The sequence below is a fragment of the Nodularia sp. LEGE 04288 genome (genome assembly GCF_963896525.1).
Classification (GTDB): Bacteria; Cyanobacteriota; Cyanobacteriia; order Cyanobacteriales; family Nostocaceae; genus Nodularia.
Genome location: NZ_CAWQOY010000044.1, coordinates 1 through 25,489, shown reverse-complemented (window position 1 = coordinate 25,489; position 25,489 = coordinate 1). Strand labels below are relative to the sequence as shown.

At 40.7% G+C, this 25,489-nt stretch carries 22 protein-coding genes and 1 tRNA gene; 11 read left to right on the top strand and 12 right to left on the bottom strand.

Annotated features, from left to right (window positions below; translation table 11 throughout):
* The first annotated feature begins 120 nt into the window (after positions 1–120).
* Entirely contained in the window at positions 121–2,352 is a 2,232-nt protein-coding gene (gene psaB, locus AACX33_RS03665; protein ID WP_193999432.1) for a photosystem I core protein PsaB, read from the top strand.
* Between the two features lie 255 nt (positions 2,353–2,607).
* Here the strand turns inward: psaB and AACX33_RS03660 are convergent, their stop codons facing one another.
* The 3 genes from AACX33_RS03660 to trpB all read right to left on the bottom strand — a co-directional run bounded on the left by AACX33_RS03660 (position 2,608) and on the right by trpB (position 6,130).
* Positions 2,608–3,366: an RloB family protein gene (locus tag AACX33_RS03660; RefSeq protein ID WP_193999430.1), complete on the bottom strand. Its 759-nt coding sequence runs from the start codon at positions 3,364–3,366 to the stop codon at positions 2,608–2,610.
* Positions 3,367–3,370: 4 nt separating this feature from the next.
* Positions 3,371–4,651: an AAA family ATPase gene (locus AACX33_RS03655; RefSeq protein ID WP_193999428.1), complete on the bottom strand. Its 1,281-nt coding sequence runs from the start codon at positions 4,649–4,651 to the stop codon at positions 3,371–3,373.
* A gap of 237 nt (positions 4,652–4,888) precedes the next feature.
* On the bottom strand, positions 4,889–6,130 hold the full coding sequence (gene trpB, locus AACX33_RS03650; RefSeq protein WP_193999426.1) for a tryptophan synthase subunit beta: 1,242 nt from the start codon (positions 6,128–6,130) through the stop codon (positions 4,889–4,891).
* Between the two features lie 276 nt (positions 6,131–6,406).
* Here trpB and AACX33_RS03645 point away from each other — a divergent pair, with 276 nt between their 5' ends.
* The 5 genes from AACX33_RS03645 (at position 6,407) to AACX33_RS03625 (ending at position 11,592) form a co-directional block, all read left to right on the top strand.
* Positions 6,407–6,748: a translation initiation factor gene (locus AACX33_RS03645; protein WP_193999424.1), complete on the top strand. Its 342-nt coding sequence runs from the start codon at positions 6,407–6,409 to the stop codon at positions 6,746–6,748.
* Positions 6,749–6,927: 179 nt separating this feature from the next.
* Positions 6,928–7,086, top strand: a complete 159-nt coding sequence (locus tag AACX33_RS03640) for a YqaE/Pmp3 family membrane protein (RefSeq protein ID WP_193999422.1) — start codon at positions 6,928–6,930, stop codon at positions 7,084–7,086.
* A gap of 276 nt (positions 7,087–7,362) precedes the next feature.
* A complete protein-coding gene (gene clpB / locus AACX33_RS03635) occupies positions 7,363–9,981 on the top strand; it encodes an ATP-dependent chaperone ClpB (RefSeq protein ID WP_193999420.1) in 2,619 nt (872 codons plus the stop codon).
* Between the two features lie 327 nt (positions 9,982–10,308).
* Positions 10,309–11,493, top strand: coding sequence for a murein hydrolase activator EnvC family protein (locus AACX33_RS03630; protein WP_193999418.1), 1,185 nt, complete (start codon positions 10,309–10,311; stop codon positions 11,491–11,493).
* A gap of 26 nt (positions 11,494–11,519) precedes the next feature.
* A tRNA-Arg gene (locus AACX33_RS03625) sits at positions 11,520–11,592 on the top strand.
* 193 nt (positions 11,593–11,785) lie between these two features.
* Here AACX33_RS03625 and AACX33_RS03620 read toward each other — a convergent pair.
* The 3 genes from AACX33_RS03620 to AACX33_RS03610 all read right to left on the bottom strand — a co-directional run bounded on the left by AACX33_RS03620 (position 11,786) and on the right by AACX33_RS03610 (position 14,724).
* Entirely contained in the window at positions 11,786–12,388 is a 603-nt protein-coding gene (locus AACX33_RS03620) for a type II toxin-antitoxin system PemK/MazF family toxin (protein ID WP_193999415.1), read from the bottom strand.
* A 1-nt stretch (position 12,389) separates the two neighbouring features.
* Complete coding sequence (locus AACX33_RS03615; protein ID WP_193999413.1) at positions 12,390–12,869, bottom strand: type II toxin-antitoxin system antitoxin SocA domain-containing protein; 480 nt, start codon at positions 12,867–12,869, stop codon at positions 12,390–12,392.
* A 496-nt stretch (positions 12,870–13,365) separates the two neighbouring features.
* Positions 13,366–14,724 (bottom strand): hypothetical protein, encoded by a 1,359-nt coding sequence (locus AACX33_RS03610; protein WP_193999411.1) that lies wholly within the window; start codon positions 14,722–14,724, stop codon positions 13,366–13,368.
* A 402-nt stretch (positions 14,725–15,126) separates the two neighbouring features.
* Between AACX33_RS03610 and AACX33_RS03605 the strand changes: the two genes are divergently transcribed.
* Positions 15,127–15,630, top strand: coding sequence for a 2TM domain-containing protein (locus AACX33_RS03605; protein WP_193999409.1), 504 nt, complete (start codon positions 15,127–15,129; stop codon positions 15,628–15,630).
* A 115-nt stretch (positions 15,631–15,745) separates the two neighbouring features.
* On the opposite strand, the gene AACX33_RS03600 is transcribed toward AACX33_RS03605, so the two are convergent.
* Complete coding sequence (locus AACX33_RS03600; protein WP_193999570.1) at positions 15,746–16,339, bottom strand: CHRD domain-containing protein; 594 nt, start codon at positions 16,337–16,339, stop codon at positions 15,746–15,748.
* Positions 16,340–16,452: 113 nt separating this feature from the next.
* Positions 16,453–17,076, bottom strand: a complete 624-nt coding sequence (locus AACX33_RS03595) for an FMN-dependent NADH-azoreductase (protein ID WP_193999406.1) — start codon at positions 17,074–17,076, stop codon at positions 16,453–16,455.
* Positions 17,077–17,224: 148 nt separating this feature from the next.
* Here AACX33_RS03595 and AACX33_RS03590 point away from each other — a divergent pair, with 148 nt between their 5' ends.
* Positions 17,225–17,563 (top strand): winged helix-turn-helix transcriptional regulator, encoded by a 339-nt coding sequence (locus AACX33_RS03590; protein WP_193999404.1) that lies wholly within the window; start codon positions 17,225–17,227, stop codon positions 17,561–17,563.
* A gap of 35 nt (positions 17,564–17,598) precedes the next feature.
* On the opposite strand, the gene AACX33_RS03585 is transcribed toward AACX33_RS03590, so the two are convergent.
* The 3 genes from AACX33_RS03585 to AACX33_RS03575 form a co-directional block, all read right to left on the bottom strand.
* Positions 17,599–17,994, bottom strand: a complete 396-nt coding sequence (locus tag AACX33_RS03585) for a salt stress protein, Slr1339 family (protein ID WP_193999402.1) — start codon at positions 17,992–17,994, stop codon at positions 17,599–17,601.
* Positions 17,995–18,182: 188 nt separating this feature from the next.
* On the bottom strand, positions 18,183–18,788 hold the full coding sequence (locus tag AACX33_RS03580; RefSeq protein WP_193999400.1) for a vWA domain-containing protein: 606 nt from the start codon (positions 18,786–18,788) through the stop codon (positions 18,183–18,185).
* A gap of 307 nt (positions 18,789–19,095) precedes the next feature.
* On the bottom strand, positions 19,096–19,455 hold the full coding sequence (locus tag AACX33_RS03575) for a Rieske (2Fe-2S) protein (RefSeq protein ID WP_193999398.1): 360 nt from the start codon (positions 19,453–19,455) through the stop codon (positions 19,096–19,098).
* A 143-nt stretch (positions 19,456–19,598) separates the two neighbouring features.
* Here AACX33_RS03575 and AACX33_RS03570 point away from each other — a divergent pair, with 143 nt between their 5' ends.
* Together AACX33_RS03570 and AACX33_RS03565 are read left to right on the top strand one after the other, a co-directional pair.
* On the top strand, positions 19,599–20,666 hold the full coding sequence (locus tag AACX33_RS03570; RefSeq protein WP_193999395.1) for a J domain-containing protein: 1,068 nt from the start codon (positions 19,599–19,601) through the stop codon (positions 20,664–20,666).
* A gap of 228 nt (positions 20,667–20,894) precedes the next feature.
* Positions 20,895–21,788, top strand: coding sequence for an ATP adenylyltransferase family protein (locus AACX33_RS03565; RefSeq protein ID WP_322744532.1), 894 nt, complete (start codon positions 20,895–20,897; stop codon positions 21,786–21,788).
* Between the two features lie 156 nt (positions 21,789–21,944).
* Here the strand turns inward: AACX33_RS03565 and AACX33_RS03560 are convergent, their stop codons facing one another.
* Entirely contained in the window at positions 21,945–23,300 is a 1,356-nt protein-coding gene (locus AACX33_RS03560; protein WP_227788852.1) for a sensor histidine kinase, read from the bottom strand.
* Positions 23,301–23,474: 174 nt separating this feature from the next.
* Between AACX33_RS03560 and AACX33_RS03555 the strand changes: the two genes are divergently transcribed.
* Positions 23,475–25,489, top strand: a 2,015-nt coding sequence (locus tag AACX33_RS03555) for a VWA domain-containing protein (RefSeq protein ID WP_193999391.1), incomplete at its 3' end; no start/stop codon positions are given.

Below are 25,489 nucleotides of genomic sequence, written 5' to 3'. Positions count from 1 at the left end.
AGAAGTGCTGAGGGCTGAGTGCTGGGTGCTGAGTGATCAAAGCTCAAAACCTAGGACTCAAAGCTCAGAACTTCAAAAGATGACACCTGATGGCTAAAAGTCAGAGGATTTCTCAAACCTATGGCAACGAAATTTCCAAAATTTAGCCAGGATCTCGCACAGGACCCGACTACCCGTCGGATATGGTATGCGATCGCTACAGGAAACGACTTTGAAAGCCACGATGGCATGACTGAAGAGAATCTTTACCAAAAGATTTTCGCCACTCACTTCGGTCACTTGGCAATCATTTTCCTGTGGGCTTCCAGCCTCCTGTTCCACGTAGCCTGGCAAGGTAACTTTGAACAGTGGATTAAAGATCCCCTTCATGTCCGTCCCATCGCCCATGCGATTTGGGACCCCCACTTTGGTCAACCTGCAATTGAAGCATTTACCCAAGGTGGCGCTAGCAATCCTGTAAACATTGCTTACTCTGGTGTTTACCACTGGTGGTATACCATCGGGATGCGGACGAACAGCGAACTATATACCGGTTCTGTGTTCCTCCTCTTGTTGTCAGCATTATTCTTATTTGCTGGTTGGTTGCACTTACAACCCAAGTTCCGTCCTAGCCTCTCTTGGTTTAAGAGTGCTGAACCCCGCCTGAACCACCACTTGGCTGGTTTGTTTGGTGTCAGTTCTTTGGCTTGGGCTGGTCACTTGATTCACGTTGCTATCCCCGAATCTCGCGGACAGCACGTTGGTTGGGATAACTTCCTCACCACACTGCCCCACCCAGCAGGTTTGACACCGTTCTTCACAGGTAACTGGGGAGTTTACGCTGCTGACCCTGATACTGCTAGCCATGTTTTTAGTACATCTCAAGGTTCAGGTACAGCGATTCTGACTTTCTTGGGTGGTTTCCATCCTCAGACAGAATCCTTGTGGTTGACCGATATGGCTCACCACCATTTGGCGATCGCAGTTATCTTCATTATTGCTGGTCATATGTACCGGACTAACTTCGGAATTGGTCACAGCATCAAAGAAATGCTGAACTCCAAATCCGGTTTAGTACCTGGTAGCAAGAGTGAAGGTCAATTCAACCTGCCTCACCAAGGTCTGTACGACACCATTAACAACTCGCTGCACTTCCAGTTGTCACTAGCTTTAGCGGCACTAGGAACTATCACTTCGTTGGTAGCGCAGCATATGTACGCTCTGCCTCCTTACGCATTCATTGCTAAGGACTACACAACTCAAGCAGCGCTGTACACACACCACCAGTATATTGCTGGCTTCTTGATGGTTGGTGCTTTTGCCCACGCCGCCATCTTCTGGGTACGTGACTACGACCCCGAACAAAACAAAGGCAACGTACTCGACCGGATATTACAGCACAAAGAAGCGATCATCTCTCACCTCAGCTGGGTATCGCTATTCTTGGGCTTCCATACCCTCGGTTTGTATGTACACAACGACGTAGTAGTAGCTTTCGGTACTCCTGAAAAGCAAATCTTGATTGAGCCTGTGTTCGCACAATTCATTCAAGCTGCTCACGGTAAAGTACTTTACGGTTTAGACACATTGCTGTCTAACCCCGACAGCATCGCCTACACAGCGTATCCTAACTACGGCAACGTTTGGTTGGGTGGCTGGTTGGATGCCATCAACTCTGGCACCAACTCCCTATTCTTAACAATTGGCCCTGGCGACTTCTTGGTTCACCACGCATTCGCTTTGGCTATTCACACCACCACCTTGGTACTTGTTAAAGGTGCTTTGGACGCTCGTGGTTCCAAGTTGATGCCCGATAAAAAGGACTTCGGCTATGCGTTCCCTTGCGACGGTCCAGGCCGTGGCGGTACTTGCGACATCTCAGCTTGGGACTCTTTCTACCTAGCGATGTTCTGGATGTTGAACACCATTGGTTGGGTAACCTTCTACTGGCACTGGAAACATCTAGGTATTTGGCAAGGTAACGTTGCTCAGTTTAACGAAAACTCTACATATCTCATGGGCTGGTTCCGTGACTATCTCTGGGCTAACTCGGCTCAGTTGATTAACGGATACAATCCTTACGGCGTGAATAACCTGTCTGTTTGGGCTTGGATGTTCCTATTTGGACACCTTGTTTGGGCAACTGGTTTCATGTTCCTGATTTCTTGGAGAGGTTACTGGCAAGAGTTGATTGAAACCCTTGTTTGGGCGCACGAGCGTACTCCTCTAGCTAACTTGGTTCGCTGGAAAGACAAGCCCGTTGCTTTGTCCATTGTTCAAGCTCGTTTGGTAGGTCTAGCCCACTTCACTGTCGGCTACGTCGTGACCTACGCGGCGTTCTTGATTGCCTCCACTGCTGGTAAGTTCGGTTAATTCCGCTACTAGTTTTGTAGGTTAATAAAAGTCCCCTGCCGTAAGGTGGGGGATTTTTTCATGGGCGTGCATCTTTCTTTGCCCTTCCCACAAAAGTTTAATGTAATTTAAATATCACCGCGTCCAGAACAATTAAGCACAATTAGAGGACTACCATTCATTTGGCAACAAGTCTGTGCTGAGGAAATAAATAATACTAACCATAAATATAAATTCATCATTTTTAAACAAGGTAGCAGCTAATTTAAAAATCTCTTAACTCTCTAGATTCATAGAAAGTTGTGTTAATTTTTCTAGCAACTTGTAAACTCCTGTAGCAATTTTATTTTCTGGATAGTCTGGATCATTGGGGTTACATTCACCAAGTATTTTTGCTCTGGTAATTGCTTCTGGAATATATTGTATTAGTTGTGCATAAGATGGTTGCTTCTTAGTTTGATGAATCCTATTCCATAACTTTTTACAAATTCCTGGTCTTTTTTTAATATATTGATTTTGAATATAATCTTTCAAGCTAGTAACTTCTAAATTTCCTGGAATAGAATCTTGTAAACTTATTTCTAAATCAAAGAAGTGGAGTATTAACCAAATTTCAAAGCAGGGATTACTAATACATAATTTATACAGAGGATTCTCACAACATTTTTGAGCTAAATAAGAAATAGTGAGTTTACGATTATCATGGTCGTCAGTATCTATTATCATCCATAATTCATCAGATTCTTGAAGATCGTAATTTTCCTTTAATTCCTCATAGAATTTAAGTAATGTTTTATATACATATTGAGGATCTGAATTTCCAGCTTCTTCTTCTGTTCTATCTATAAACTCCACATGAATATTACTGAGCCGAAAATCTTCTTCATATTTTATTGTTAAGGCATTAAAATATTGATATTCAGTTTTATCACCTTCCGCAGCTATTATATATAGTTTCCATTTTCTATCTTCACCACATTTACTGGCAATATAACTGGATCTACCTTGATAATCTGTATTCCTTTCTCTTCCCATCTTATTAATCCTGGCTCCATCCCAATGTTTTTAAGTCTTTAATAAAAGGTATTGCTCCAAATCTTCCATTAAGATATCCAGCAGCTAAATCGAGATTGTCAACGTCTGTATTAGCTAAAGAATAAATTACAGATTGTCCATGCTTATCTTTTTCTACAAACCAAACTTCATCTTTTCTAAAGATATCTTTTATATCTAGTAAATAAACTTCATGCGTGGTAGCAATTAATTGACTATTTAAACTTGTATTTTCAGGATTATTCAGAAAATAATCAAAAAGTTTCTTCATCAGTAAAGAATGTAGACTTCTTTCAATTTCATCTATTACATAAACAGCATTTCCCCGTGCTAAATGCATTAACATAGGGAATAAATCGATTAATCTTTGCGTTCCATCTGACTCTTCTGATATTTCAAACTCTACTTCGCTATTTTCTTTATCAAATCTGACTGGTGATAAATTAAGAACTGTCAATTTGTCGGTTTCGTCTTTTGCTTTAGAGATAATACATTGTAATCTAGGTATAAATATTGCATTGTTTTGACCTTCTTCATAAGGAAACCCTTTCTTAATTTCATCTTTAATTTCTGAGGGTATTTCCTTATAGTGATCTAAATCAATTGTTTTAGTAGTAATCTTTTGAATCCCTAAATCTAATGATTCTAAAAAGTTACTCAGAGAATCTTGTACTGTAAAAAAAGGTAGTGTAGGCTTGGAATTAGGAAAAACAATTTTTAAAACATCACTGAACCATTCAAATATAGGTTTTAACTCTTTTATTTTCCGTTCTTGTGAATTAGTCAAAAACAGTAAATTTTCTCTTGTACTCGTCGATTCATAACGAATTCTATTTTTTTCGTCTTCAGAAATATTCAAGAAAAATTCGTGTTTAAAATCATGAAAATTAATATTTTCTCCCATTCTTTCATAAATTGGTATTTCCATATTTACACCAATTTCAAATAACCATTCTTCATGAATTTTGTGTTTATCAACTAAAAAGCCATAAGCATACTGTTTATCATTAGTTCTAAACTCAAACTCAAATCTAGATGGCTTCGTATAACAGGTTTTATCTAGTTTGAAATTAGCAATATTTATATTTGTATTTTTTTTAACACCATCTACAATAAAATCTCTGGCAAATTTCATGGCTTTAATTAAGTTAGATTTGCCAGAAGCATTAGCACCATAAATTATAGATGTTCTTAGTAATTTTATTGACTCCTGAGAATCATCTCTTACTACATGATGACTATGATGGGTATCATCTGAAGCAATCATGTTAAAGTCTATCCTCTGGTTAAAGGATAAGAAGTTTTCTACTGTAAATCTGATTAACATAATTATTGAAGTATCTAATCAATTCCTTCTATAATACTTATAAAAAACTTCTAAAGTTTAAAAAATTTATCAATGTTACTTCTTCCTTCTTATGGATCAGGTATCTTAACTAGCATTGATATTAGGCGGGCAAGATGCCCACCCTACGCTTATGGAGAATGGTGCAAAATATCAGAGTTATTCGTGGATTAAAAACTTGGCTACCGTTTGTACATCCTTATCACCGCGTCCAGAACAGTTGAGTACAATTCGCGGACTACCACTCAGCTGAGGACAGAGGGTTTCTAGATAAGCGATCGCATGAGCAGTTTCCAAAGCAGGTATAATTCCCTCTAGGCGAGATAGTCGCTGGAACGCTTCTAAAGCCTCTGCATCAGTCACACTATAATATTCAGCCCTTCCCATATCTTTCAAATAGCTATGTTCTGGCCCCACCCCAGGATAATCTAAACCTGCACTAATGGAGTGCGCCTCAATTATTTGTCCTTCTTCATCTTGCAACAAATAGCTCATTGCTCCGTGCAATACACCAATCTGTCCTTTTGTCAAGGTAGCAGCGTGTTTTTCTGTATCTACACCTTCGCCGGCTGCTTCCACCCCAATTAACCGGATTGAAGACTCATTGACAAACTCGTGGAATAATCCCATCGCGTTGGAACCACCACCCACACAAGCTATGAGAATATCAGGTAAACCGCCCCATTTTTCCATTGCTTGGGCGCGAGTTTCTACACCAATCACAGCATGAAAATCGCGTACCATCATTGGGTAAGGATGGGGGCCAGCTACTGAACCCAAAATGTAATGCGTTGTTTCCACATTCGTCACCCAATCCCGGATAGCCTCAGAAGTCGCATCCTTGAGGGTTCCGGTTCCCGCTTCTACCGGACGCACTTCCGCCCCCATGAGTCGCATTCTGAAGACATTTAAAGCTTGACGTTCCATGTCGTGAACGCCCATGTAGATCACACATTCCAGCCCAAACCGAGCGCAAACCGTTGCTGTTGCAACTCCATGCTGTCCTGCGCCTGTTTCGGCAATTACTCGTTGCTTACCCATGCGCCGCGCCAACAATACCTGACCCAAGGCATTATTAATTTTGTGCGCGCCTGTGTGATTTAAGTCTTCACGCTTTAAGTAAATTTGCGCTCCTGTACCATCTGGACGGGCATAATGAGCAGTGAGGCGTTCGGCAAAATACAAAGGTGTGGCGCGTCCGACATAATCTCGCAGTAAATCTTGTAATTCTGCTTGAAAACTTGGGTCGTGGCGGTATTGCTGATAAGCTGTTTCTAATTCAGCTAAAGCTGGCATCAGTGTTTCCGGGACGTACTTACCGCCAAAGCGTCCAAAGCGTCCAAGGATGTCGGGAACCTGAGTGTTTGATGGGGAACTGGGAGAGAGGGGTGTAGTAGTCACGGAAAGTTTTTGATGACAGGATAGATGTCATTATTATAAAAGGATGTGAGGAGTGCAAGATCCCGATCATCTTCTTGGCGTTGCTGATTTCAAATATGAATTTATTTCACGCAAAGGCGCAAAGGCGCAAAGGTATAAAGAAAAATAAAGGTAATTGTGGCATTTCATACGCTGATTCATCAAGGCTGTCTCCTTTGTGCGTTCGTGGTGAAACAATCAGTTGTATGAACCACTAAGACACCCAGTACCTGGAATTTTTTCTTAATCAAACGTTTTATGTCTTCTGATAAATCTTCCAACAAACGCTTTGTCTACCGTGAATTTGGTAATGATAAATCTGCGGCTACAGAAAGAGGGGTTCCGGAATTACCTCCGCAGCAACAAAACCTGAAGGTGGAGGCTTCCCGCAAAGGACGCAAGGGTAAAACTGTGACAGTGATTAGCGGTTTTCAAACCAAACCTGAAACTTTGGCTGATTTAGTTAAACAGTTGAAAAGCCAATGCGGTTCCGGTGGAACTGTGAAAGATAACGAAATTGAAATTCAGGGCGAGCATAAACAGAAAATTCTGGATATTTTGACTAAATTAGGTTACAAAGCCAAAATTAGCGGTGGTTGATGGGTGTGGGAACCCACACTTGAAAGGGTTATTAAGTGAAAAAGTTGATGTTATTGTGAAAATTACGAACCGCTAAGACCAAAAAGGTAAAGTTTTCACAAGCAATTTTGGAATCCTGTCTGGTCGTGGTGAAGTAATAAATTAAATGAAGATTTTTGTGAATTTTATAGGAGGTTGAGATGGATTTAGTTCGGATTGTATGTGCTGTTTTACTTCCACCTCTGGGAGTATTTTTACAAGTAGGTTTTGGTATGGATTTTTGGATCAATATCCTGTTGACGTGTTTGGGTTATATCCCCGGAATAATTCACGCCGTGTGGATCATTGCCAAGAAATAATGGTTTGGAGAGGTGGGTTTGAGAGCCTATCTCTCACTACCGCATGAAATATGAAGTAGGTGACAATTTCCGGAAAATCTCTAAATATTGTGACATGGTGGGCAAGGAAAGCTCTGCCCTGACACTCTCCACCAAAACGGGCGATAATACTACTCTCTAAAGACGTGAAGACCGATCCTAGTAGTTGTGTCTGTGTTCCTACAATAACCATATAAAAACAAAACTGGCTCTTGTTCTCTGTGCGCCTCATATTTGGAGTGGTTTATCGAAAAGCCTATGCAACCCACTAATCCTAACCAATTTACCGAAAAAGCCTGGGAAGCGATCGCTCATACCCCAGATATTGCTAAACAATATCAGCAACAGCAAATCGAAAGTGAACACCTGATGAAAGCCCTGCTGGAACAAGAAGGTCTAGCCAGCAGCATTTTAACGAAGGCGGGTGTTGATTTGCAAAAAATCCGCGATCGCACTGAACAATTCTTCCAACGTCAGCCGAAAGTATCTGGTAGCAGCACGTCCGTATTTTTGGGACGGAGTTTAGATACACTATTAGATAGAGCCGATGTCTATCGTCAGGAATTCAAAGACGAATATATCTCAATTGAGCATTTATTGCTGGGTTATGCCAAAGATGACCGCTTTGGTAAAAGTTTATTTCAAGAATTCGGTTTAGACGAAGGCAAGTTAAAGAAAATCATTAAGCAAATTCGTGGGAGTCAAAAAGTGACCGACCAAAATCCAGAAGGCAAATATGAAGCACTGGAAAAATATGGACGTGACCTCACAGAAGCCGCACGTAAAGGTCAACTTGATCCAGTCATTGGGCGGGATGATGAAATTCGCCGCACTGTGCAGATTCTCTCGCGGCGTACCAAGAATAACCCTGTGTTAATTGGTGAACCGGGTGTGGGTAAAACTGCGATCGCGGAAGGTCTAGCCCAACGGATTATTGCTGGTGATGTCCCCCAATCCCTCAAAGACCGCAAGTTGATCTCTTTAGATATGGGGGCTTTAATCGCCGGGGCAAAATTCCGGGGCGAATTTGAAGAACGCCTCAAAGCAGTATTAAAAGAAGTTACGGAATCCGGCGGGAATATAGTTTTATTTATTGATGAAATTCATACTGTGGTCGGCGCGGGTGCGACTCAAGGGGCGATGGATGCCGGTAATTTGTTAAAACCGATGTTAGCGCGGGGTGAATTACGGTGTATTGGAGCGACAACTTTAGATGAGTATCGCAAGTATATCGAAAAAGATGCGGCTCTAGAAAGACGCTTCCAGCAGGTTTATGTAGACCAGCCCAGCGTCACAGATACAATTTCGATTTTACGCGGTTTGAAAGAACGCTATGAAGTCCACCACGGGGTGAGAATTTCTGATAGTGCTTTGGTTGCAGCCGCTACATTATCCAGTCGGTATATTAGCGATCGCTTCCTCCCAGATAAAGCCATTGACTTGGTAGACGAAGCCGCCGCCCGATTGAAAATGGAAATTACCTCTAAACCAGAGGAACTGGACGAAATCGACCGCAAGATTTTGCAGTTGGAAATGGAAAAGCTGTCTTTGCAAAAAGAAACAGATGCAGCTTCGCGAGAACGTTTAGAAAGAATTGAAAAGGAACTGGCGGATCTCAAAGAAGAACAAAGAACTCTCACAGCGCAATGGCAGTCTGAAAAAGATATTATCAACAAAATTCAGTCAATTAAAGAAGAAATTGACCGGGTGAACTTAGAGGTGCAGCAATCAGAAAGAAATTATGACCTGAATCGCGCCGCCGAGTTGAAATATGGCAAGTTAACTAATTTACACCGCCAATTAGAAACCGCAGAAGGTGAATTAGCCAACGTCCAAAGAACCGGCAAATCTCTATTGCGTGAGGAAGTTACAGAAGCTGACATTGCGGAAATTATTTCTAAGTGGACGAGAATCCCCATCAGCAAGTTGGTGGAATCTGAGAAAGAAAAACTGCTGCATTTAGAAGATGAACTGCACAACCGAGTCATTGGACAAGCCGAAGCCGTCACAGCTGTAGCCGATGCAATTCAGCGATCGCGTGCGGGACTGGCTGATCCGAATCGTCCCATTGCTAGCTTTATTTTCCTCGGTCCCACGGGTGTAGGTAAAACCGAACTAGCCAAAGCGTTAGCAGCATATATGTTCGACACCGAAGAATCTTTGGTGCGAATTGATATGTCTGAGTATATGGAAAAACACGCAGTTGCGCGGTTAATCGGTGCGCCTCCAGGATATGTCGGCTACGAAGAAGGTGGGCAATTAACTGAAGCAATTCGTCGTCGTCCTTATGCCGTGATTCTCTTCGACGAAATCGAAAAAGCACACCCTGATGTGTTCAATATCTTACTGCAAATTCTCGATGATGGTCGTGTCACTGATGCCCAAGGTCGGACAGTGGACTTCAAAAATGCAATTATTATCATGACCAGTAACATCGGTTCGCAGTATATTCTCGATGTCGCTGGGGAACCCGCACATTACGACGAAATGCGCCGCCGAGTCATGGAAGCAATGCGAAATAGCTTCCGTCCAGAGTTTCTTAACCGAATTGATGAAATCATCATCTTCCACGGTTTGGATAAAACAGAACTGCGGCAAATTGTCCTGTTACAAGTAGAGAGATTAAGAGGAAGATTGAGCGATCGCAAGATGTCTCTGAGACTTTCAGATTCTGCCCTTGACTTTTTAGCCGAAGTAGGATATGACCCTGTGTATGGAGCGCGTCCACTCAAACGAGCAATTCAGAGAGAGTTAGAAACTCAAATTGCCAAAGGTATCTTGCGCGGTGACTTCAACGACGGCGACACCATTTTTGTTGATGTGCAGAATGAGCGCCTTTCCTTCAGTCGCTTACCTGTGGAGGTCTTTACTACCTGAACTACTAAAGGCTTGTCTCCCTTCCTCCCTTGCTATCCATTACCGGGATCTTTCTGAAAATTTGCGAGAGTTATAGCTCACCAAATCGCAAAGGCTTAAACCTACGTTTTCAATTCTCTACAAAATAAAGGTTTCAAGATGGTTAAGAATTTTGTGGGTAATGGATAGTTGCTAAGGGGAGGGACAGGTTTTTTATCGCCAAACCAGGGTGAGGTTCTTCGCTGAGTGTACACTGCAAGCCAGCGAGGAGGGAAATTTGATCGTGTTAGAATTTGCCAAGTTTGGGGAATAATGCTGTTGATGCCTGCAATTGCCTAAATCAACAGCATGAGATCGCTATTTTTCCCAAACACCCGATTATTTCAGTTATGTCTGGCATTATGCTGTATTGTGTGCATTACCTTTGCATGGCTCCCAGGATCTGCAACTACCGCCACATCAATTGATACTCTTAAACAACAGCAGCAACAAATTAATCAAGAGCGCGAAAAGACAATTCAGCAGCGCGATCGCCTAACTAATTTGCAAGAAGCAGCAGAAAAACGACTGACTGGTTTAAAGCAAAACTTAGAAACTACAAATACTTATATTCAAGATAGTGAGTTACGATTACGGCAGGCTACGGAAAACCTCCAAGAATTAGAAGCAGATTTAGTTGTTACAGAAAGTGATTATGCCAAAAGTCGCACAGCAACGGTGGCTAGGTTGCGATATCTTCAGCGATCGCCTGCTTCGCAAGGATGGGCTGTGTTGCTACAAAGCCAAAATATCAGCGACTTTATCAGCCGTCGTCGTCAACTAAAGTTAGTCTATCAAGCTGACCAAAAGATTTTAGCGAAACTGAACCTCCAAGCAAACCTGATTAATCAGCAAAAAACGGCAGTAGAACAGCAAAAAAACGAAATTGCTTTGATTCGTCAGCAGTTATTGGTACAAAAAACCGATTATCAAATTCAGGCGGAATCCCAATCAGAATTAATTCTCCGTTTAAATGGCGATCGCCTGGCTTTAGAAGCCGCACAAAACCAGCTTGATCGAGATTCTCAAAATTTAGAAGTCTTGATTCAAAACAAAGTGGCAGAAGCTCAAGCCAAAGCCAACAGTCAGAGAAACATTCTGATTCGGGGAACTGGGATATTAGCTTTTCCTAGCAACGCCGGTACTAGCAGCGCCTTTGGTTGGCGGATACATCCGATTTTGGGATATCGTCGCTTTCATTCCGGGTTAGATTTTGCCGCTAGTCATGGTAGTAAAATTAGAGCCGCCGATTCCGGAAACGTGATTTTTGCGGGTTGGTACGGCGGTTATGGCAGAACTGTAATTATCGATCACGGTCAAGATATGGCTACATTGTATGCACACGCCAGCGACTTGTATGTTGGGGAAGGACAATCTGTAGAACGAGGACAAGCGATCGCGGCTGTGGGTTCCACCGGTTTATCTACTGGGCCTCACCTGCATTTTGAAGTGCGTCGCAATGGTACACCCGTTAACCCTGCTGATTATTTCTAAAGTCGTGCTATAATTGGGTAATGTTAGGGCGCGTAGCTCAGTGGATAGAGCAACAGATTCCGGTTCTGTGGGTCGGGGGTTCAAATCCCTCCGCGCTCGTTTTTTATACATTAACTGATTATTTATCACTGTTGACAAATTCATGTCCGAAATATAAATTTTCGGTATTCGGGAAACTAGCGTGTATTTAGACCTGAGAGGGAAGCAACACTTCAACTCTGCTCAATCACCACAAGAATAGAGTAATTAAACAAGTGGTGCGATAAATTTATCAGTGATAAATAGCTATGTATTATGAGCCTAAATTGTTGATTAATTCTTCTATTGCTAAATTTTTTGTATCTTCAGGTAAATAATCAAAGACTTTTTTTAAAAGTTCTGGAGATGCATTTTGCGCGAACCAGTCTTCACTCGGATTGTCTTGAATATTTAAAAAATACTTTAATCGTTCTTCTACTGCTTTTTTATCAGCTTGATCCAATTGTCCAATTCTGTCTAACCAATTGGCTGATGTGTCTTTAAAGCAATTAGCATCAACAGTACAAATTTGATGAACTAAAGCGTAGGATTTTTTATCCAAACTATTTCTACTTGTAGAGTTAATTGGATATGTGGTTGGTAAACCGTTAAATGTTACTTGTGAAGTCAGAGGAATAACAGAAAACGTTGCTATATATCCTGATTCATCTTGAAATTGATCACTTGTCCAGATGATATAAGGATGTTTCCCTCTAAAAACCCTGCTGGAATTAATATTCTCACTGCAAGTTTGACATTCTACTTCACTTGGCTCATCTAAATTATAAATATGGACATGACCCAATTGGCAACGAAGAGACACCCTATAGGGATTTATCAAATATATCCAACCTTGTCGAGGTCTTTGTCCAGCCACTTTACAATCCTAATTCACTGACTAATTTTGCTCTTTCTGCCTGTAAGTTGAGTTTAACTTTTTCTCCTGGCTGATGCATATTTTTGACTTCCAGCATGGGAGCAGTTGTATACACGTAATCCAGTAACTGATTCAGTTTATCTGCGCCAGCCCATTCTCTGCGAATATTATCCAGCACCAACTTAAGACTTATAGGTAGTTGCAAATCATCTACCTGAGCGGCTTCATTCACAGGCCTAATGTATGTTGCATTTTCCTGAGATTCTTGAATAATCTCTTTCCCATTCATTTGATTTAAAGCCGCATCTATACCCTCATTCCAAGGGCCAAACTGATAATAACACCAATCTAGATCAGTTAGTTGGTTTCCCGTCCATTTAACAGAGTAAAGATCAGCTAAATACAGAAACTTAATTAGCTGTGTTTTTGTAATATACCCTTTTGTTGCGTAGACAAAATATTTGATCAGTTTATTCAACATACCTCTTCTCTCTGCTTGTAATACAATAGTCTATGTGAATTAACATATAATTGATAAAAATATTTAGAATCATTGCTATTAAAAAGTTTTGACAGAGTTTATATAGATTTCTATCGCTTAATCATAGTTTTTTTATGCAATTCTTGACAAGTTATTAACTTACTCTCCATGATTGTACAGTATAAACGTACTATTTGAATATGAATGACTCAACATTTACAATTTTTATTATCTTTGGATGCATTTGGATTGCAATGGCTACCGCATCTGTAATTAGTCTCTTAAAAGCAGATGGGCAAAAAATTCGCTTTGGTAAAACGGGACTGATTGTGATTATTCCGATCATAGTCCCAATTATTTTTACCCTGGCGTATGCTGCATTTAGAGGTACATTCTGAATCATTCATCGCCTGAGTTGTACTTCAGATAATTTCGTACATTCGAGAGGTTCAGATCCCCGATTTCTTCAAGAAGTTGGGGATCTTTGGGTTCGTTATCACTTTTTCACGAGAAAATAAGCTGTAGCATACTCAGGTAATTGGCGGATATGCTGCGTAAACTCTTGTCGATTCTTAAAAGTTCCTGCTAAGAAATCAAGTTGATGCAGATTAGGTAAAAAGGCTCCGCCTGTATCCGCCATGACTCCCATTTGCAACTGTTTCCGCCCATTTCTAGTATGTTCAATCACGACTACTCTACCTAATCCAATATTCAGGATATCTCCCGCAAAAGTTACTCCTGGCTTGATGGAAATTTTCGCATCGATATTATGTCCATAGCCTTTGATAGCGTCCACTTGTCTAAAGTACCAGTAACGCTTTTGTGATGTGGGTTTTAATCCCTGCACATAAGAAATACCATTATTTCTATCCACATTGAAAAACCTTTGAGTCCCATCGGTAAAATTAATCAGGATTGTTCCCTGCATTAAAGCTTCTTCTAAACCAGCACGGGTTAAATAAGCCAGGGGTTCGACTCTACCATGTTCTTTACCACCAGGCTCATAAATACCTGATAAAACATCCTGTTTGGTATATCTCGTGTAAAATTTATCAGTAATATTGTCTTCTTTTAAACTGTAAATTGGTACATTGTAAGTAGAAGTTTTGGTGCGAGAACCTGTATGCTCAAATACTGCATATTTTGTAATTCGCACTTGATTCTGCTTTTGGTTCTGAGGATTATGGGCAGACCATTTAATTACTCGAAAATTGGTGTTAATAAATTCAGGATTTTCTAATCGGGTGGTGCGATTGTTAGCAATATCCTCACTTAATACAGTAATCATGAAATCTAAAGTTTTGATAATATCTTCTACAGTTACTCCTTGTGTACCCAGTAGCCCTTTACGAAAAATGTTTGGGTCTTCGGAAGCGTGGTCTTGAAAATATTTTCTTGTATTAACAAGAACGCTAAATAAATCTTTCTGATTAAAATTAATATTAGACGTTGGTAGTTTTCCCGGACTTAAAACCTGACTACCTTCAATGCTAAATTTATATTTTTGCCACTCATCGATGACTGGATAAGTTACAGGTATTGATGCTATATCTTGCTCAGATGTAAAGGTGTTTTCTGGACTGATAGTTTGAGGAGATATCTGGGGAAGAATAACAGGATTCTGAACAATTGTGCCTAGTCTATGAATAGGTTGAATTGCAGCAGGTGAAATCTGTGATTTAGTTAAAAAATAATTTTGGGACTGAGTAACTAATAAAGGCTTTTCAGCTTGATGTTCGGGAATTTGTTGTTGATTTATTGACTGCGGATATAAACGAATACTAGCTGCACTCACCAGCAATAAAGTAGCAAAACCTAATGTAAAGCGGAGTTTTTGGGTTGATAAGATATGCATAAGCTGAAAAACCAAGTTCTGATAATAAATAATAATGGCAATTTCTCGATTTGAAACTATATCGACTTGACAATGCGCTCACCGTGTAGACAATTGGGGCATCATATCTCGTTTATTTATCAGAGACAACCCGGTTTAGCAGTTTCCGATTATACATAACCAGCCTAGCTAAACATAAAATCTCAAAAAATGTCACATATACAATCTGAGAAATTTTGTGGGGTGGGCATATCGCCGAAAAATTCATCCCGCGCTGGACTTCTTTTCAGACTAGGGGCTTCTTTTTGTTTCCGCTAAATTTGCTAATGTAAGGATAGTACAAACAAATTCCGAGAAATGTAGCTGCGTAAAAGCTACCTGGTTGCCAACTGTTAGTAAAGGTCACAATAAGAGATAATAATTATGACGGCATTTGAACCTCAGAGCCTTCGTTCTTATAGCCAAGATGATGTGCAGCGAATTCTCCAATTAGCGATCGCTCGTCAAGCTGATAACCAAGATAAAGAATTTTCTTATGAGCAACTGGTGGAAATTGCTACAGAGTTAGATATATCACCAGATTGTCTGAATTTAGCAGAAATCGATTGGCGATCGCAACATAGCGAAATCCAACAAAGGCAAGCGTTTAGTTCCTACCGTATAGGAAGATTTAAGAAACGTGTTGGTAATTATGCAATTATTAACAGTTTTGTGATGCTGCTGGATTTAGTCGGTGGTGGCGGTCTTACTTGGTCATTGTATTTTTTAGTATTTTGTGGATTGACATTAGGGCTAGATGTTTGGAATACCTTTCAAACTAAAGGTGAAGAGTACGAAATGGCTTTTCAAAAATGGTATCGCAAACATCAAATCAAACAAACCATTAATACAGTTGTGAGCAAATGGTTTAAGGCATTGCAAATTTAGTGAGTTGAGAGCGAAGTTTTGGCAGCACAATCATTCTATTTATTCATAAAAGCCCCTAGAAAATATCTAGAGGCAGTATCTATTATGAACTTACTTTTACGCTAATTTTGAGAACTTAGCCGATTAATTGATGCTTATTTTTCTGATTTTTCAATTGCCAACCTGCACCCAAAGCACCAAAAGCCAATAAGCCTAAAATTGATGTCGGTTCAGGAACAGACACGGGCGCAGCTAGAATTTGTCCACGAATTTCACCGCTAGGGAAAGTATCTGTGTGGATATTGAAGTAGGCGTTACCGTTCAATAATTCTTGAGCTAATACATCTGTCAAAGGTGCGCTAGCATCATCAAACCGCCAATCTCCGATAATTGTCCCAGAACTGCTACCTGCAATGGGAGCAATGTTGGCATTATCAAGATCGTGAACAACACCTCCGTTTTGACCGGTTGGGGCGTTATGGATGTGTGCATATGGTGCAGCTATGACACCCTGTAAATCCGAGTAACTGACTTCATATTCAAAAACCCAACTACCAGGGTCACCAGTGAGTGTACCTGTTGCTGTGCCTAAACCAGTTGTACTAACTGGGGAGGGAACCTGTTGATTACCATTTAGGGTACTGGTGAAAGAAAAAACTGCCGCATTAGCTGCTAGGGGTGTTAGTGCGATCGCCGTGCCGAGAAAAGTACCAGTGAACAAAAGTTTCATAAATTACTTAAACTAATTTACACGATCACACAATTCATACTGGGTGATGAGAGTAATTGTACTGTATGTCACAGGTATATGCGAATTCGCACTTAAAGCCAAATATTAGTTATTTACCAACTATTTACGGCTTGAGCGATCGCATCCTTAGCTGCGGCTATAGAATTTTGACGAGCTTCATCACCCAAATTCAGACTATCAGCATGGATAAAAGTCACATCTGTGAGTCCCATAAAACCCAAAATGGTGCGAAGATAGGGGACTTGGTGATCATAAGCTTCGTAGGGCGTTCCTGCCGGAAAAGTACCACCACGAGAAGTAATTATTAGTACCTTCTTGCTGCTATCTACTAAACCTTGGTAACCATTCTCAGTAACGGCAAAAGTCTTACCAGCCCTGACAATTTGGTCAATATAAGCTTTGAAAGTAGAAGGTATACTCAAGTTATACATTGGCACACCAAAAACATAGCGGTCAGCTGCGAGGAACTCATCAACTAGACTGTCAGACAGCTTAATTGCTTCATTCAATTCAGGCGTGCGTGCATCAGGTGGTGTAAAAGCAGCAGCAATCCATGATTCATCTACATGGGGAACAGGACTGCGACCTAAATCCCGATAAGTAACTGTCACCCCCAAATGAGTCTCTTTCCAAGAAGTGATCAACTCATAGGATAGCGCCCGCGAAATAGAACGTTCACCACGGGGACTAGCATCAATGTGAAGGATATTTGCCATAGAAAAACTTGCCCACAGAAACTATGCTAATGGGTACAAAACAGCTTCAAGGTGAATGTGTAAAAAACTTACTGAATAGACTTTAAATCAATTATAGTTAATATGAAAAGTAGGCACTAAAAAGTACGGTACTTACTAAAAAGTAACTATGAAAGCTGAAGCAAAAACAGATAGTCGGCTCACTTGCGAAGTTGAAACCACATTAAAGGTAATTGGCGGACGCTGGAAAGTTTTGATTATTAGAGAATTAATCTCAGAGGTCAAACGCTTTGGGGAATTGCAACGAAGTTTACCGGGAATTACCCAAAAAATGCTGACTCAGCAACTCAGAGAAATGGAAGAAGATGGAATTATACATCGAAAAGTGTATGCACAAATCCCCCCAAAGGTAGAATACTCATTGACAAGTTTGGGAGAAAGTCTCATACCAATTCTTTATGCAATGCATAAATGGGCGGTGGAAAACTTGTCGCCAACCAACGATTAGCACAACAGTCCAGTTAACTAAACTTAATTTTGAGTTTATCCGTTGCTTTGTAAATATTCAATCGCCGCCTCTAATTTTGAGGGGTAACTTTCAGCAAACTGTTCAAACCAAAAGCCTTCTTGAGAAAACGGATCTAATGTTTTCAACCATGCTTCAGCTTCTAGTTTCAAAGCTGCTAGTTTTTGGGCTTTGACTTGGGCTTGTCGAATTTTTTCTTGTTCTAGTGCTTGCTGTTTTTGTAACTCCTCAGCTTCATCTTGTGCTGCAAAATCAGCCCTAACTTCTGCCAAAAGGCTATCAACTAAAGATAACGATTTTGGTAGTTGTGGGGGAGATGATTTGGCTGGATTATTCTGTGGCTGTGATGCTGCGGGTTTGGCTTGATCATATTCAGCTTTGAGTTGATCTAGCAGCTTATCAAGAGAATCCATTCTTTTCAGCTAGTAAGTCACGGCGTAAATAGAGTACCCAATTAAAACTTTAAAAAGCCTATTATATAGCGTTTCCTAGTCGGACATATCCAGAATTATCTGTGTACATCTGTGGTCAATTAATTCTTTCTGCGTACCTAAAAATATGGAAATCGCTATATAAGCCTTTTGACTTTCGCCTAGCGGTGCTAGTCCATAATGGCATTTAGTAGCACTTCCGATAGACTTAAATCTTCCATATCATCCATTGTAATTGTGTCGCAGATATCGAATTTAGCTCCAGCGCCTTGAAGATCATCATCTAAGACTTTCAGAAAGCGGGTAGCTTGTGCATCTGTACCAACTTGAATGAAGGAAATACCTAGTTCTTCGTTGTTATCCATCAGGCGAGAAGCTTCAATAATTACCTTCATTACCGCTTTGCGATCATCCGGTTCCCCATCAGTAATTACTAAGATAATTTCACCATTGGGCTTAGTTTGACCCGCATTCTTGCGTTGAAAGTAATCATCAGTGGCGTGTTTCAACACACCTGCTAAATCTGTAGAACCAGAGGGGTCATTTTCTTGAAAGATTTGTGTTACCTTAGCGGCTGTGACATTATCATAGCGTTTGAATCTACCGGAAAATAAATATACAGTGATGCCATCTGGATCAAATTGCTCGCACTTACTCGCTAAGGCTAAGGTAGATTCTTGTGCTGATACCCATCTAGTTCTACCACCTTTTTGATCTGGGGTAGCCATGCTACCGCTTTTGTCGATAATGAGTGTATAGTCTCTATTTTCGAGCATGATTTAAATTTACCCTGATAACTTCACATTTTAACTATAGCAATCCGATTTTATCCTTGAATTTACTTGCTTGGTGAGGGAAGAGGGAACTTTGAACAGGAAATCAGGGATAGATGTGTACGGAATATCGCTGTCCTTGAGGGTTTCCGTCCGGCGAGTTTCTGAGCAATTTTCGGGTTATTGTGCAAAAAAGTGGGACTAAGGAGTGAGAAATATTAGCGCCAGCGAGCGCCTCTGGCGGGGCTTTGCCCATCGTACTCAATTTGAGTTAGGCTAGCAGATGCGATCGCTGGCAATGGTGAGGCTACTATTCCTCTTGTAGATCAATCCAAATACTACCTTCTTCCACACGCACAGGGAACACTGGTAGAGCTTTCTCCTGTGAAATCTTTGACAGAACTTTACCTACAACAGGTGGCCAAGGACACCAACTTTGTACTTCTCCAGTCCGTAGGTCAAAAGCACTCCGATGTATAGGACAAACAATTGCTCCGCCTTCTGTAATTTTCCCATTTTTCATGGGCATTTTTAAATGAGGGCAGGTATTATCTACAGCATAAAGCTGACTGTCGTGGTTCACCAGCAGAATTTTCCGGTTGCCAACTTTTACCACTTGTCTCCCGTCTGCTGCAAGTGCATCGGCTGCAAGAACTTTAGTCCAGCTCATTAGGTTCTCCTCTGTTCATGATCTGCTTTCAGTTTCCCGCAATTGTGACCAATGCGATCGCCTGGATTAACTGAATGAATAAACTTAATCTTTTGGCGGTAGGATCTGTATAAGATGTCAACTTATGCAGACTGGCCTGTTTTATGCCGAGAAAATCAACATCTTCATCCCAGTCCCCAACCACAACCTCACTGGCGCTTTCATCTATCCATATCCGGCTAGAAACCTTAGATAAAGAACACCAGTGGCTGTTGAAGCAAATTAAGAGAAAACGGACTGAACTCAAAAATTTTGTCGAACAGATGCGTTCCTTAGCCGCAGATATATTTAATCGCTGTAATCCTAAGTTTCAAAAACTGGTAGATATCGACAGAGAAATTCATACTCTGTTTGATGAAATCTTGACTTTGAGAAAATTGGGTAAGCAGAGCCGAAAAGATATTGAAGCGATTTACTATCAACTCCAAATAGCGAGAGTTATCAGTCCCAACCCCAAAAATCATCCAGAAGATGAAGACACAGAATTAGACGAACTATTTGAAACCAATGAGCAAGATGATCATGTTTCAGGTACACATACCGAAGAAAATCATCAATATCAAGAAGCGTCACCGGATATAGATTTTTCCTCTGGAAACAAATCTGATGCTGCTAGAAAAATTCGACAGACATTTTTAAGTTTAGCCGAAATATTTCACCCAGACAAGGTAAAAGATGGCGAAACTCAAATGCGTCATACCGAAATCATGAAGGAAATTAATAAAGCTTACCAAGAAGGTGACTTAGCTCGACTTTTAGAAATTGAACAGCAACATCAAGTAGGCAAATCCATTGATAGTAATAGTGAAGACGATTTAACTCGTCAGTGCGCTAGGATCGAACAGCAAAATGAAATTCTCACAAATCAATATGAGAAATTAAAACAGGAACTTCGTTTAGTTAAAAATACCCCAGAAGGCGCGATAGTTTCTGATTGTCGAAAAGCCTCGAAAGAAGGAATAGATCCTATTGGCAGCATGGCGGAACAAGTAGAAGCTGAAATTAAAACCATCGCCGCTATCCGCGATTTTGTCAGAGACTTCCGCGAACAGAAAATCACTATTAAAGAATTTGTCTGCGGTCCGGTAAATCTGCGCCAGATGAACCAAGATGCGGTGGATGATATGTTTGAACAAATGTTTGTGGAATTGGGTGAAGTTATGTTTTTCTAAAATCCCCACTAAATTGGTTTTGAACCATAGCATAATATGTCTTGTAAAAAACCTCTAGATTTTCCTCGTCTACTGAGGTACAAAATCATTTGTGTTTATCTGTGGTTAATTGATTCTATGTATACGCCACAGCAGCTATCGGCATACTTCACGAATGTGGAAATTGCCATATATAAATAATTGGCCTCAGCACTGATACAATACTTCACCATGCCCCAAGAAAAAGAAATAGCACAGGGAAAAATATTCCTGAAACCTGGCACTTTATGGAAAACTATTAAAGAGCAGACTGAAAAAGCTTTGGAATGTGGAGCGCTGCTGTCAATACCGACAGATTTTGAATTTGTCGAGCAGAATGGCATCAAATTTTTAGTCAGAATTTTATCCAATCTTACCCGCAAAGACACAGCCAAGCAGCAGCAAAATCAAAAAACTAATCCCTTTCTACCCTATGAAAAAGATTTATTCGTAGCGGATATTTCGCCGACTCATGTTTGTCTATTGAACAAATTCAACGTTGTTGACTATCACCTGCTGATTATTACCCGCGCCTTTGAAGAACAGGAAAAATTACTCACTCTGTCAGATTTTGCTGCTATGTGGGCGTGTCTGGCTGAGTTTGAGGGTTTGGCGTTCTACAACGGTGGTAAAATTGCTGGAGCCAGTCAGCCACATAAACATCTGCAAATCGTCCCCTTACCATTAACACCGTCAGGGCTGCAAATACCGATGGAACCGCTACTGAAATCAGCACAATTTGCAGATTCCGTGACAACTATACCGGGATTGCCTTTTGTCCATGCTTTAGCGAAATTAGACCCAAATTGGAGTAATTCCCCGTTAACAGCCGCAGCAGCCACACTGGAGCTATATCAGAGCTTATTGAGTGCTGTGGGTTTAGAAGCAGATGAGGACAATAGACAATCTGGGGCTTACAATCTTTTAGCTACACGAGAATGGATGTTGATTGTACCGCGATCGCACGAGGATTTTGATTCTATATCTGTGAACTCCTTGGGATTTGCGGGGGCGTTGCTGGTGCGAAACGAACAACAAATGCAGATAATTAAAGAACAAAAGCCAATGACTATTTTGCAGAATGTGGCTTTACGAGTGGTATAGAACCTCACCCTCAGCCCCTCCAGTGCAAGCGAGGAGGGGAACTGGATTTCTGGTTAAATTCTATTTATGCATCTTTATATTAAATTGGTATAAGGAGGTTACAATGTTCCACCGGATATTTAATTTTGGACAGTAGGCATTGCCCTAATTGCTATTTTATACTTGTTTAATCGGAAGTCTAATATCGATTTTGGTTTCCTGGTTGGCAATGGAAGTACATTTGATAGAACCTCCATGTTGCTCAACGATAATTTGATGGCTAATAGATAAACCTAAACCAGTTCCTTGACCAGCAGGCTTAGTAGTAAAAAAAGGTTTAAAAATAGATTGGCAAATCTCTTCACTCATACCACAACCATTATCAGTGATGGAGATCATGATTTGATTGTCCTGAGAATTAAATGTACGAATCCAAATAGTTGGTGTTTCATCTGTAGTTTGACTAAGAATAGTTGCTTTTTTAAGCAATGCATCAATGGCATTATTAATTATATTTAAAAATACTTGATTTAAGCAGCGAGGATTACAATAAAGCTGAAGAATTTCCCCGTATTCTTTAATAACTAAAATAAGTTTGCTATTACTACAAGAACAGTTAAGCCGATGCTGCAAAATAACCAGTGTACTATCAATACCCTGGTGTATGTCAGCTTTTTTATAGTCAGCTTCATTCAAACGTGAGAAATTTGAGAGCAATTGTACAATTTCCCCAATACGAACTGTGCCAACTTTTATCGAATTTAGCAGCTTTGGCAAGTCGCTCTTGATAAAGTTGAGGTCGCTGTTAGCAAGAGCTTGGACAATTTTGATATCTGGATTTTGATATACAGAAGCATAAATTCCTAGAATGTTTAGTAAGTCATGGGTGTACTCATAAAGATGTTCTAAATTACCATGAATAAAAGTCACTGGATTATTAATTTCGTGGGCAATACCAGCAACCATTGTTCCCAACGCTAACATAGTTTCACGTTGAATTAATTGCATTTGAGTTTGCTGAGTTTCTTGTAATTGAAATAAAGCTGACTCTGCTTTTTCTTTAGCTTTGCGGTATTTTTTCTGTACTAGAAACAGTCGTTGCAGTGTGTGGTAGTAGATAGTAACGCTAAAAAAGACGAATAATGCTCCAAAAAAGAAAACCATGCCAGTGAGCAATGGTATCCATTCAATCAGCTTCGCAATTATTAAATAGATGCATAACGAATAACCGCCCAGAAAAAAAATCATGAGGAAAAACATGATTTGCCAACTCAGTCTTTCTGGTTCTGTCTTGAAGAATTGGAGAATTTTTTGAGTCCTGAGAATGGATAGTCCCAATATCCAAGCCCCAAGAGTAATCAGGATGATAATCAAAGACATAACAATTGAAGAACTTAACATGGGATTGCGCCGAAATAGACGTAAAAAACTGCAAGATGGTTTGTAAATTCCTAATATATTTACGCCCAGTAGACAGTTATATACGCAATCGTTGTTAGCATTAATTAATGCGGCTTCAACAGCGTTAACCACTTAGGGGTAAAAGTCGCGAAGACAATATTGGCAAGTGAGTTTGTAGTTGAAGCGTTGTATCCGCTACAGTTACCAAAACTGTAACAGTAATTAAATATCAAGCTAATCAGGACTATTCTGGGTAAGTGCAACAGGGCAAACATCACCAAATAATTTGAGTGTGAGGATTTAACAATGTCTTACCCGATTCCGTCCAAAATGTGGCAGCGAGTTAGTATTTTAGCACTATTTTTCTTAGTACCAACAGTAGGAATTGCAGTTTTACATCAGTCTGGGACAATTGCCATTCCCGCTAATCAAGGTAGTCCAGCCAACTCGATTCTACCCAATAATCCGGACTACCAAGCACTCCAGGCATTAGTCAAAAATTATAGTTGTGTCGTCACCGTCCAAAACTTTGGCACTTCTCCTGTAACCCGGATAGAGTTTGCTACAGTCTTGAATAATTGTTTAGAAGCAACTAACTCGACAACAGTTCCCGAAACAGACCTAAAAACCCTGCAACGCTTACAGAGCGAATTTGCACCAGAGTTAGCAACCCTAAATAATTCGCTCAATGAATTAGAAGCTCGTAGTAACATCAGTCCTACTCAAACTCCCAGAGAACGTAATCAAGCTCAGTCTACCCGCAAGACTTCAGCCCCTAGTATGCCGTCTGCATATGTCCAAGATCAAGCCGTTAGCCGTCCGAGTAGCCCTAAACTCGAAGTTGGTAGCAGTATGGAGCGAATGGTCGCCCCTGAATCCCCAACAGGTGGTACATTTAACACTGAGAACTATAACCGGATTTCAGATAATCCTTTTCATCGCGTCAGTAATGACCCTCTTTCCACCTTTTCTATAGATGTAGATACAGCATCCTACAGTAATATGCGCCGGTTTATTACTCAAGGGCAATTGCCACCCAAAGATGCTGTGCGGATAGAGGAATTGATTAACTATTTTACTTATAATTATCCTCAACCAAGAGGCGATCGCCCTTTTTCTGTCACCACTGAAGTTACTGCTGCTCCCTGGAATCCTCAACACAAGCTGGTACAGGTAGGTTTGCAAGGTAAACGGTTACAGAATGAAACCTTACCACCCAGTAATTTAGTATTTCTGATTGATGTTTCTGGTTCTATGAATGAACCCAACAAATTACCCTTGGTAAAACAATCTCTGAAATTGCTAGTGAATGAACTGCGTCCTCAAGACCGAGTAAGTTTGGTAGTTTATTCAGGAAATGCTGGATTAGTATTACCTGCTACCTCTGGTAGTGAGAAAGCAGAAATTCTGGCGGCCATTGACCGCTTAGAAGCGGGAGGTTCTACGGCTGGTGGTCAGGGGATTGAATTAGCTTACAATATAGCCAAACAAAGCTTTCTCAAGTCTGGGAATAATAGAGTAATTTTAGCTAGCGATGGAGATTTTAACGTCGGCATTTCTAGTGATGGTGAATTGACGAGATTAATTGAACAAAAGCGAGATCAGGGAATTTTCCTCACAGTTCTGGGATTTGGGACTGGTAACTATAAAGACTCAAAAATGGAGCAACTAGCTAATAAGGGTAACGGCAATTACGCCTACATTGATACCTTATTGGAAGCTAAAAAAGTCCTAGTTAATGACATTCGGGGAACTCTGTTTACCATTGCCAAGGATGTGAAAATTCAGGTAGAGTTTAATCCCGCTAAAGTCCAAGCATACCGCTTGATTGGCTACGAAAACCGCCTGCTGCAAAACCAAGATTTCAATGATGATCAAAAAGATGCAGGGGAAATTGGGGCTGGTCATTCGGTCACAGCACTGTATGAGGTGATTCCCACTGGTGTACAGAGTGATGTGAAGCTATCGGATGTAGACCCATTGAGGTATCAGCGTTCTGGTGTAACTACCCCAGCCGAGAATGAGATGATGTTGGTCAAACTCCGCTATAAATCACCCCAGGACAGCACGAGTCAACTGATTACCCAAACTATCCGAGATAGTGACTCTAAATCTGACCAAATACCTTCCACTAATCTGAGATTTGCGGCTGCGGTGGCGACTTTTGGAATGGTGCTGCGGGACTCTGAATATAAGGGGAATGCAGATTTGGATTTGGTGATGAATTTGGCAACTCAAGCTAGGGGAGAAGACGAAGAGGGCTATCGGAGTGAGTTTATTCGCTTGGTTGAGCAATCTAGGGGGTTGATGACTAGGAATTG

What these genes read in the sequence shown, in the direction of transcription:
- AACX33_RS03630 (WP_193999418.1), top strand. Translation starts at nt 10,309, where the DNA reads ATGAGATCGCTATTTTTCCCAAACACCCGATTATTTCAGTTATGTCTG.
- AACX33_RS03570 (WP_193999395.1), top strand. Translation starts at nt 19,599, where the DNA reads ATGCCGAGAAAATCAACATCTTCATCCCAGTCCCCAACCACAACCTCA.
- AACX33_RS03605 (WP_193999409.1), top strand. Translation starts at nt 15,127, where the DNA reads ATGACGGCATTTGAACCTCAGAGCCTTCGTTCTTATAGCCAAGATGAT.
- AACX33_RS03660 (WP_193999430.1), bottom strand. Translation starts at nt 3,366, where the DNA reads ATGGGAAGAGAAAGGAATACAGATTATCAAGGTAGATCCAGTTATATT.
- AACX33_RS03600 (WP_193999570.1), bottom strand. Translation starts at nt 16,339, where the DNA reads ATGAAACTTTTGTTCACTGGTACTTTTCTCGGCACGGCGATCGCACTA.
- clpB (WP_193999420.1), top strand. Translation starts at nt 7,363, where the DNA reads ATGCAACCCACTAATCCTAACCAATTTACCGAAAAAGCCTGGGAAGCG.
- AACX33_RS03580 (WP_193999400.1), bottom strand. Translation starts at nt 18,788, where the DNA reads ATGCTCGAAAATAGAGACTATACACTCATTATCGACAAAAGCGGTAGC.
- AACX33_RS03610 (WP_193999411.1), bottom strand. Translation starts at nt 14,724, where the DNA reads ATGCATATCTTATCAACCCAAAAACTCCGCTTTACATTAGGTTTTGCT.
- AACX33_RS03590 (WP_193999404.1), top strand. Translation starts at nt 17,225, where the DNA reads ATGAAAGCTGAAGCAAAAACAGATAGTCGGCTCACTTGCGAAGTTGAA.
- psaB (WP_193999432.1), top strand. Translation starts at nt 121, where the DNA reads ATGGCAACGAAATTTCCAAAATTTAGCCAGGATCTCGCACAGGACCCG.
- AACX33_RS03585 (WP_193999402.1), bottom strand. Translation starts at nt 17,994, where the DNA reads ATGGATTCTCTTGATAAGCTGCTAGATCAACTCAAAGCTGAATATGAT.
- AACX33_RS03655 (WP_193999428.1), bottom strand. Translation starts at nt 4,651, where the DNA reads ATGATTGCTTCAGATGATACCCATCATAGTCATCATGTAGTAAGAGAT.
- AACX33_RS03575 (WP_193999398.1), bottom strand. Translation starts at nt 19,455, where the DNA reads ATGAGCTGGACTAAAGTTCTTGCAGCCGATGCACTTGCAGCAGACGGG.
- AACX33_RS03645 (WP_193999424.1), top strand. Translation starts at nt 6,407, where the DNA reads ATGTCTTCTGATAAATCTTCCAACAAACGCTTTGTCTACCGTGAATTT.
- AACX33_RS03615 (WP_193999413.1), bottom strand. Translation starts at nt 12,869, where the DNA reads ATGTTGAATAAACTGATCAAATATTTTGTCTACGCAACAAAAGGGTAT.
- AACX33_RS03640 (WP_193999422.1), top strand. Translation starts at nt 6,928, where the DNA reads ATGGATTTAGTTCGGATTGTATGTGCTGTTTTACTTCCACCTCTGGGA.
- AACX33_RS03595 (WP_193999406.1), bottom strand. Translation starts at nt 17,076, where the DNA reads ATGGCAAATATCCTTCACATTGATGCTAGTCCCCGTGGTGAACGTTCT.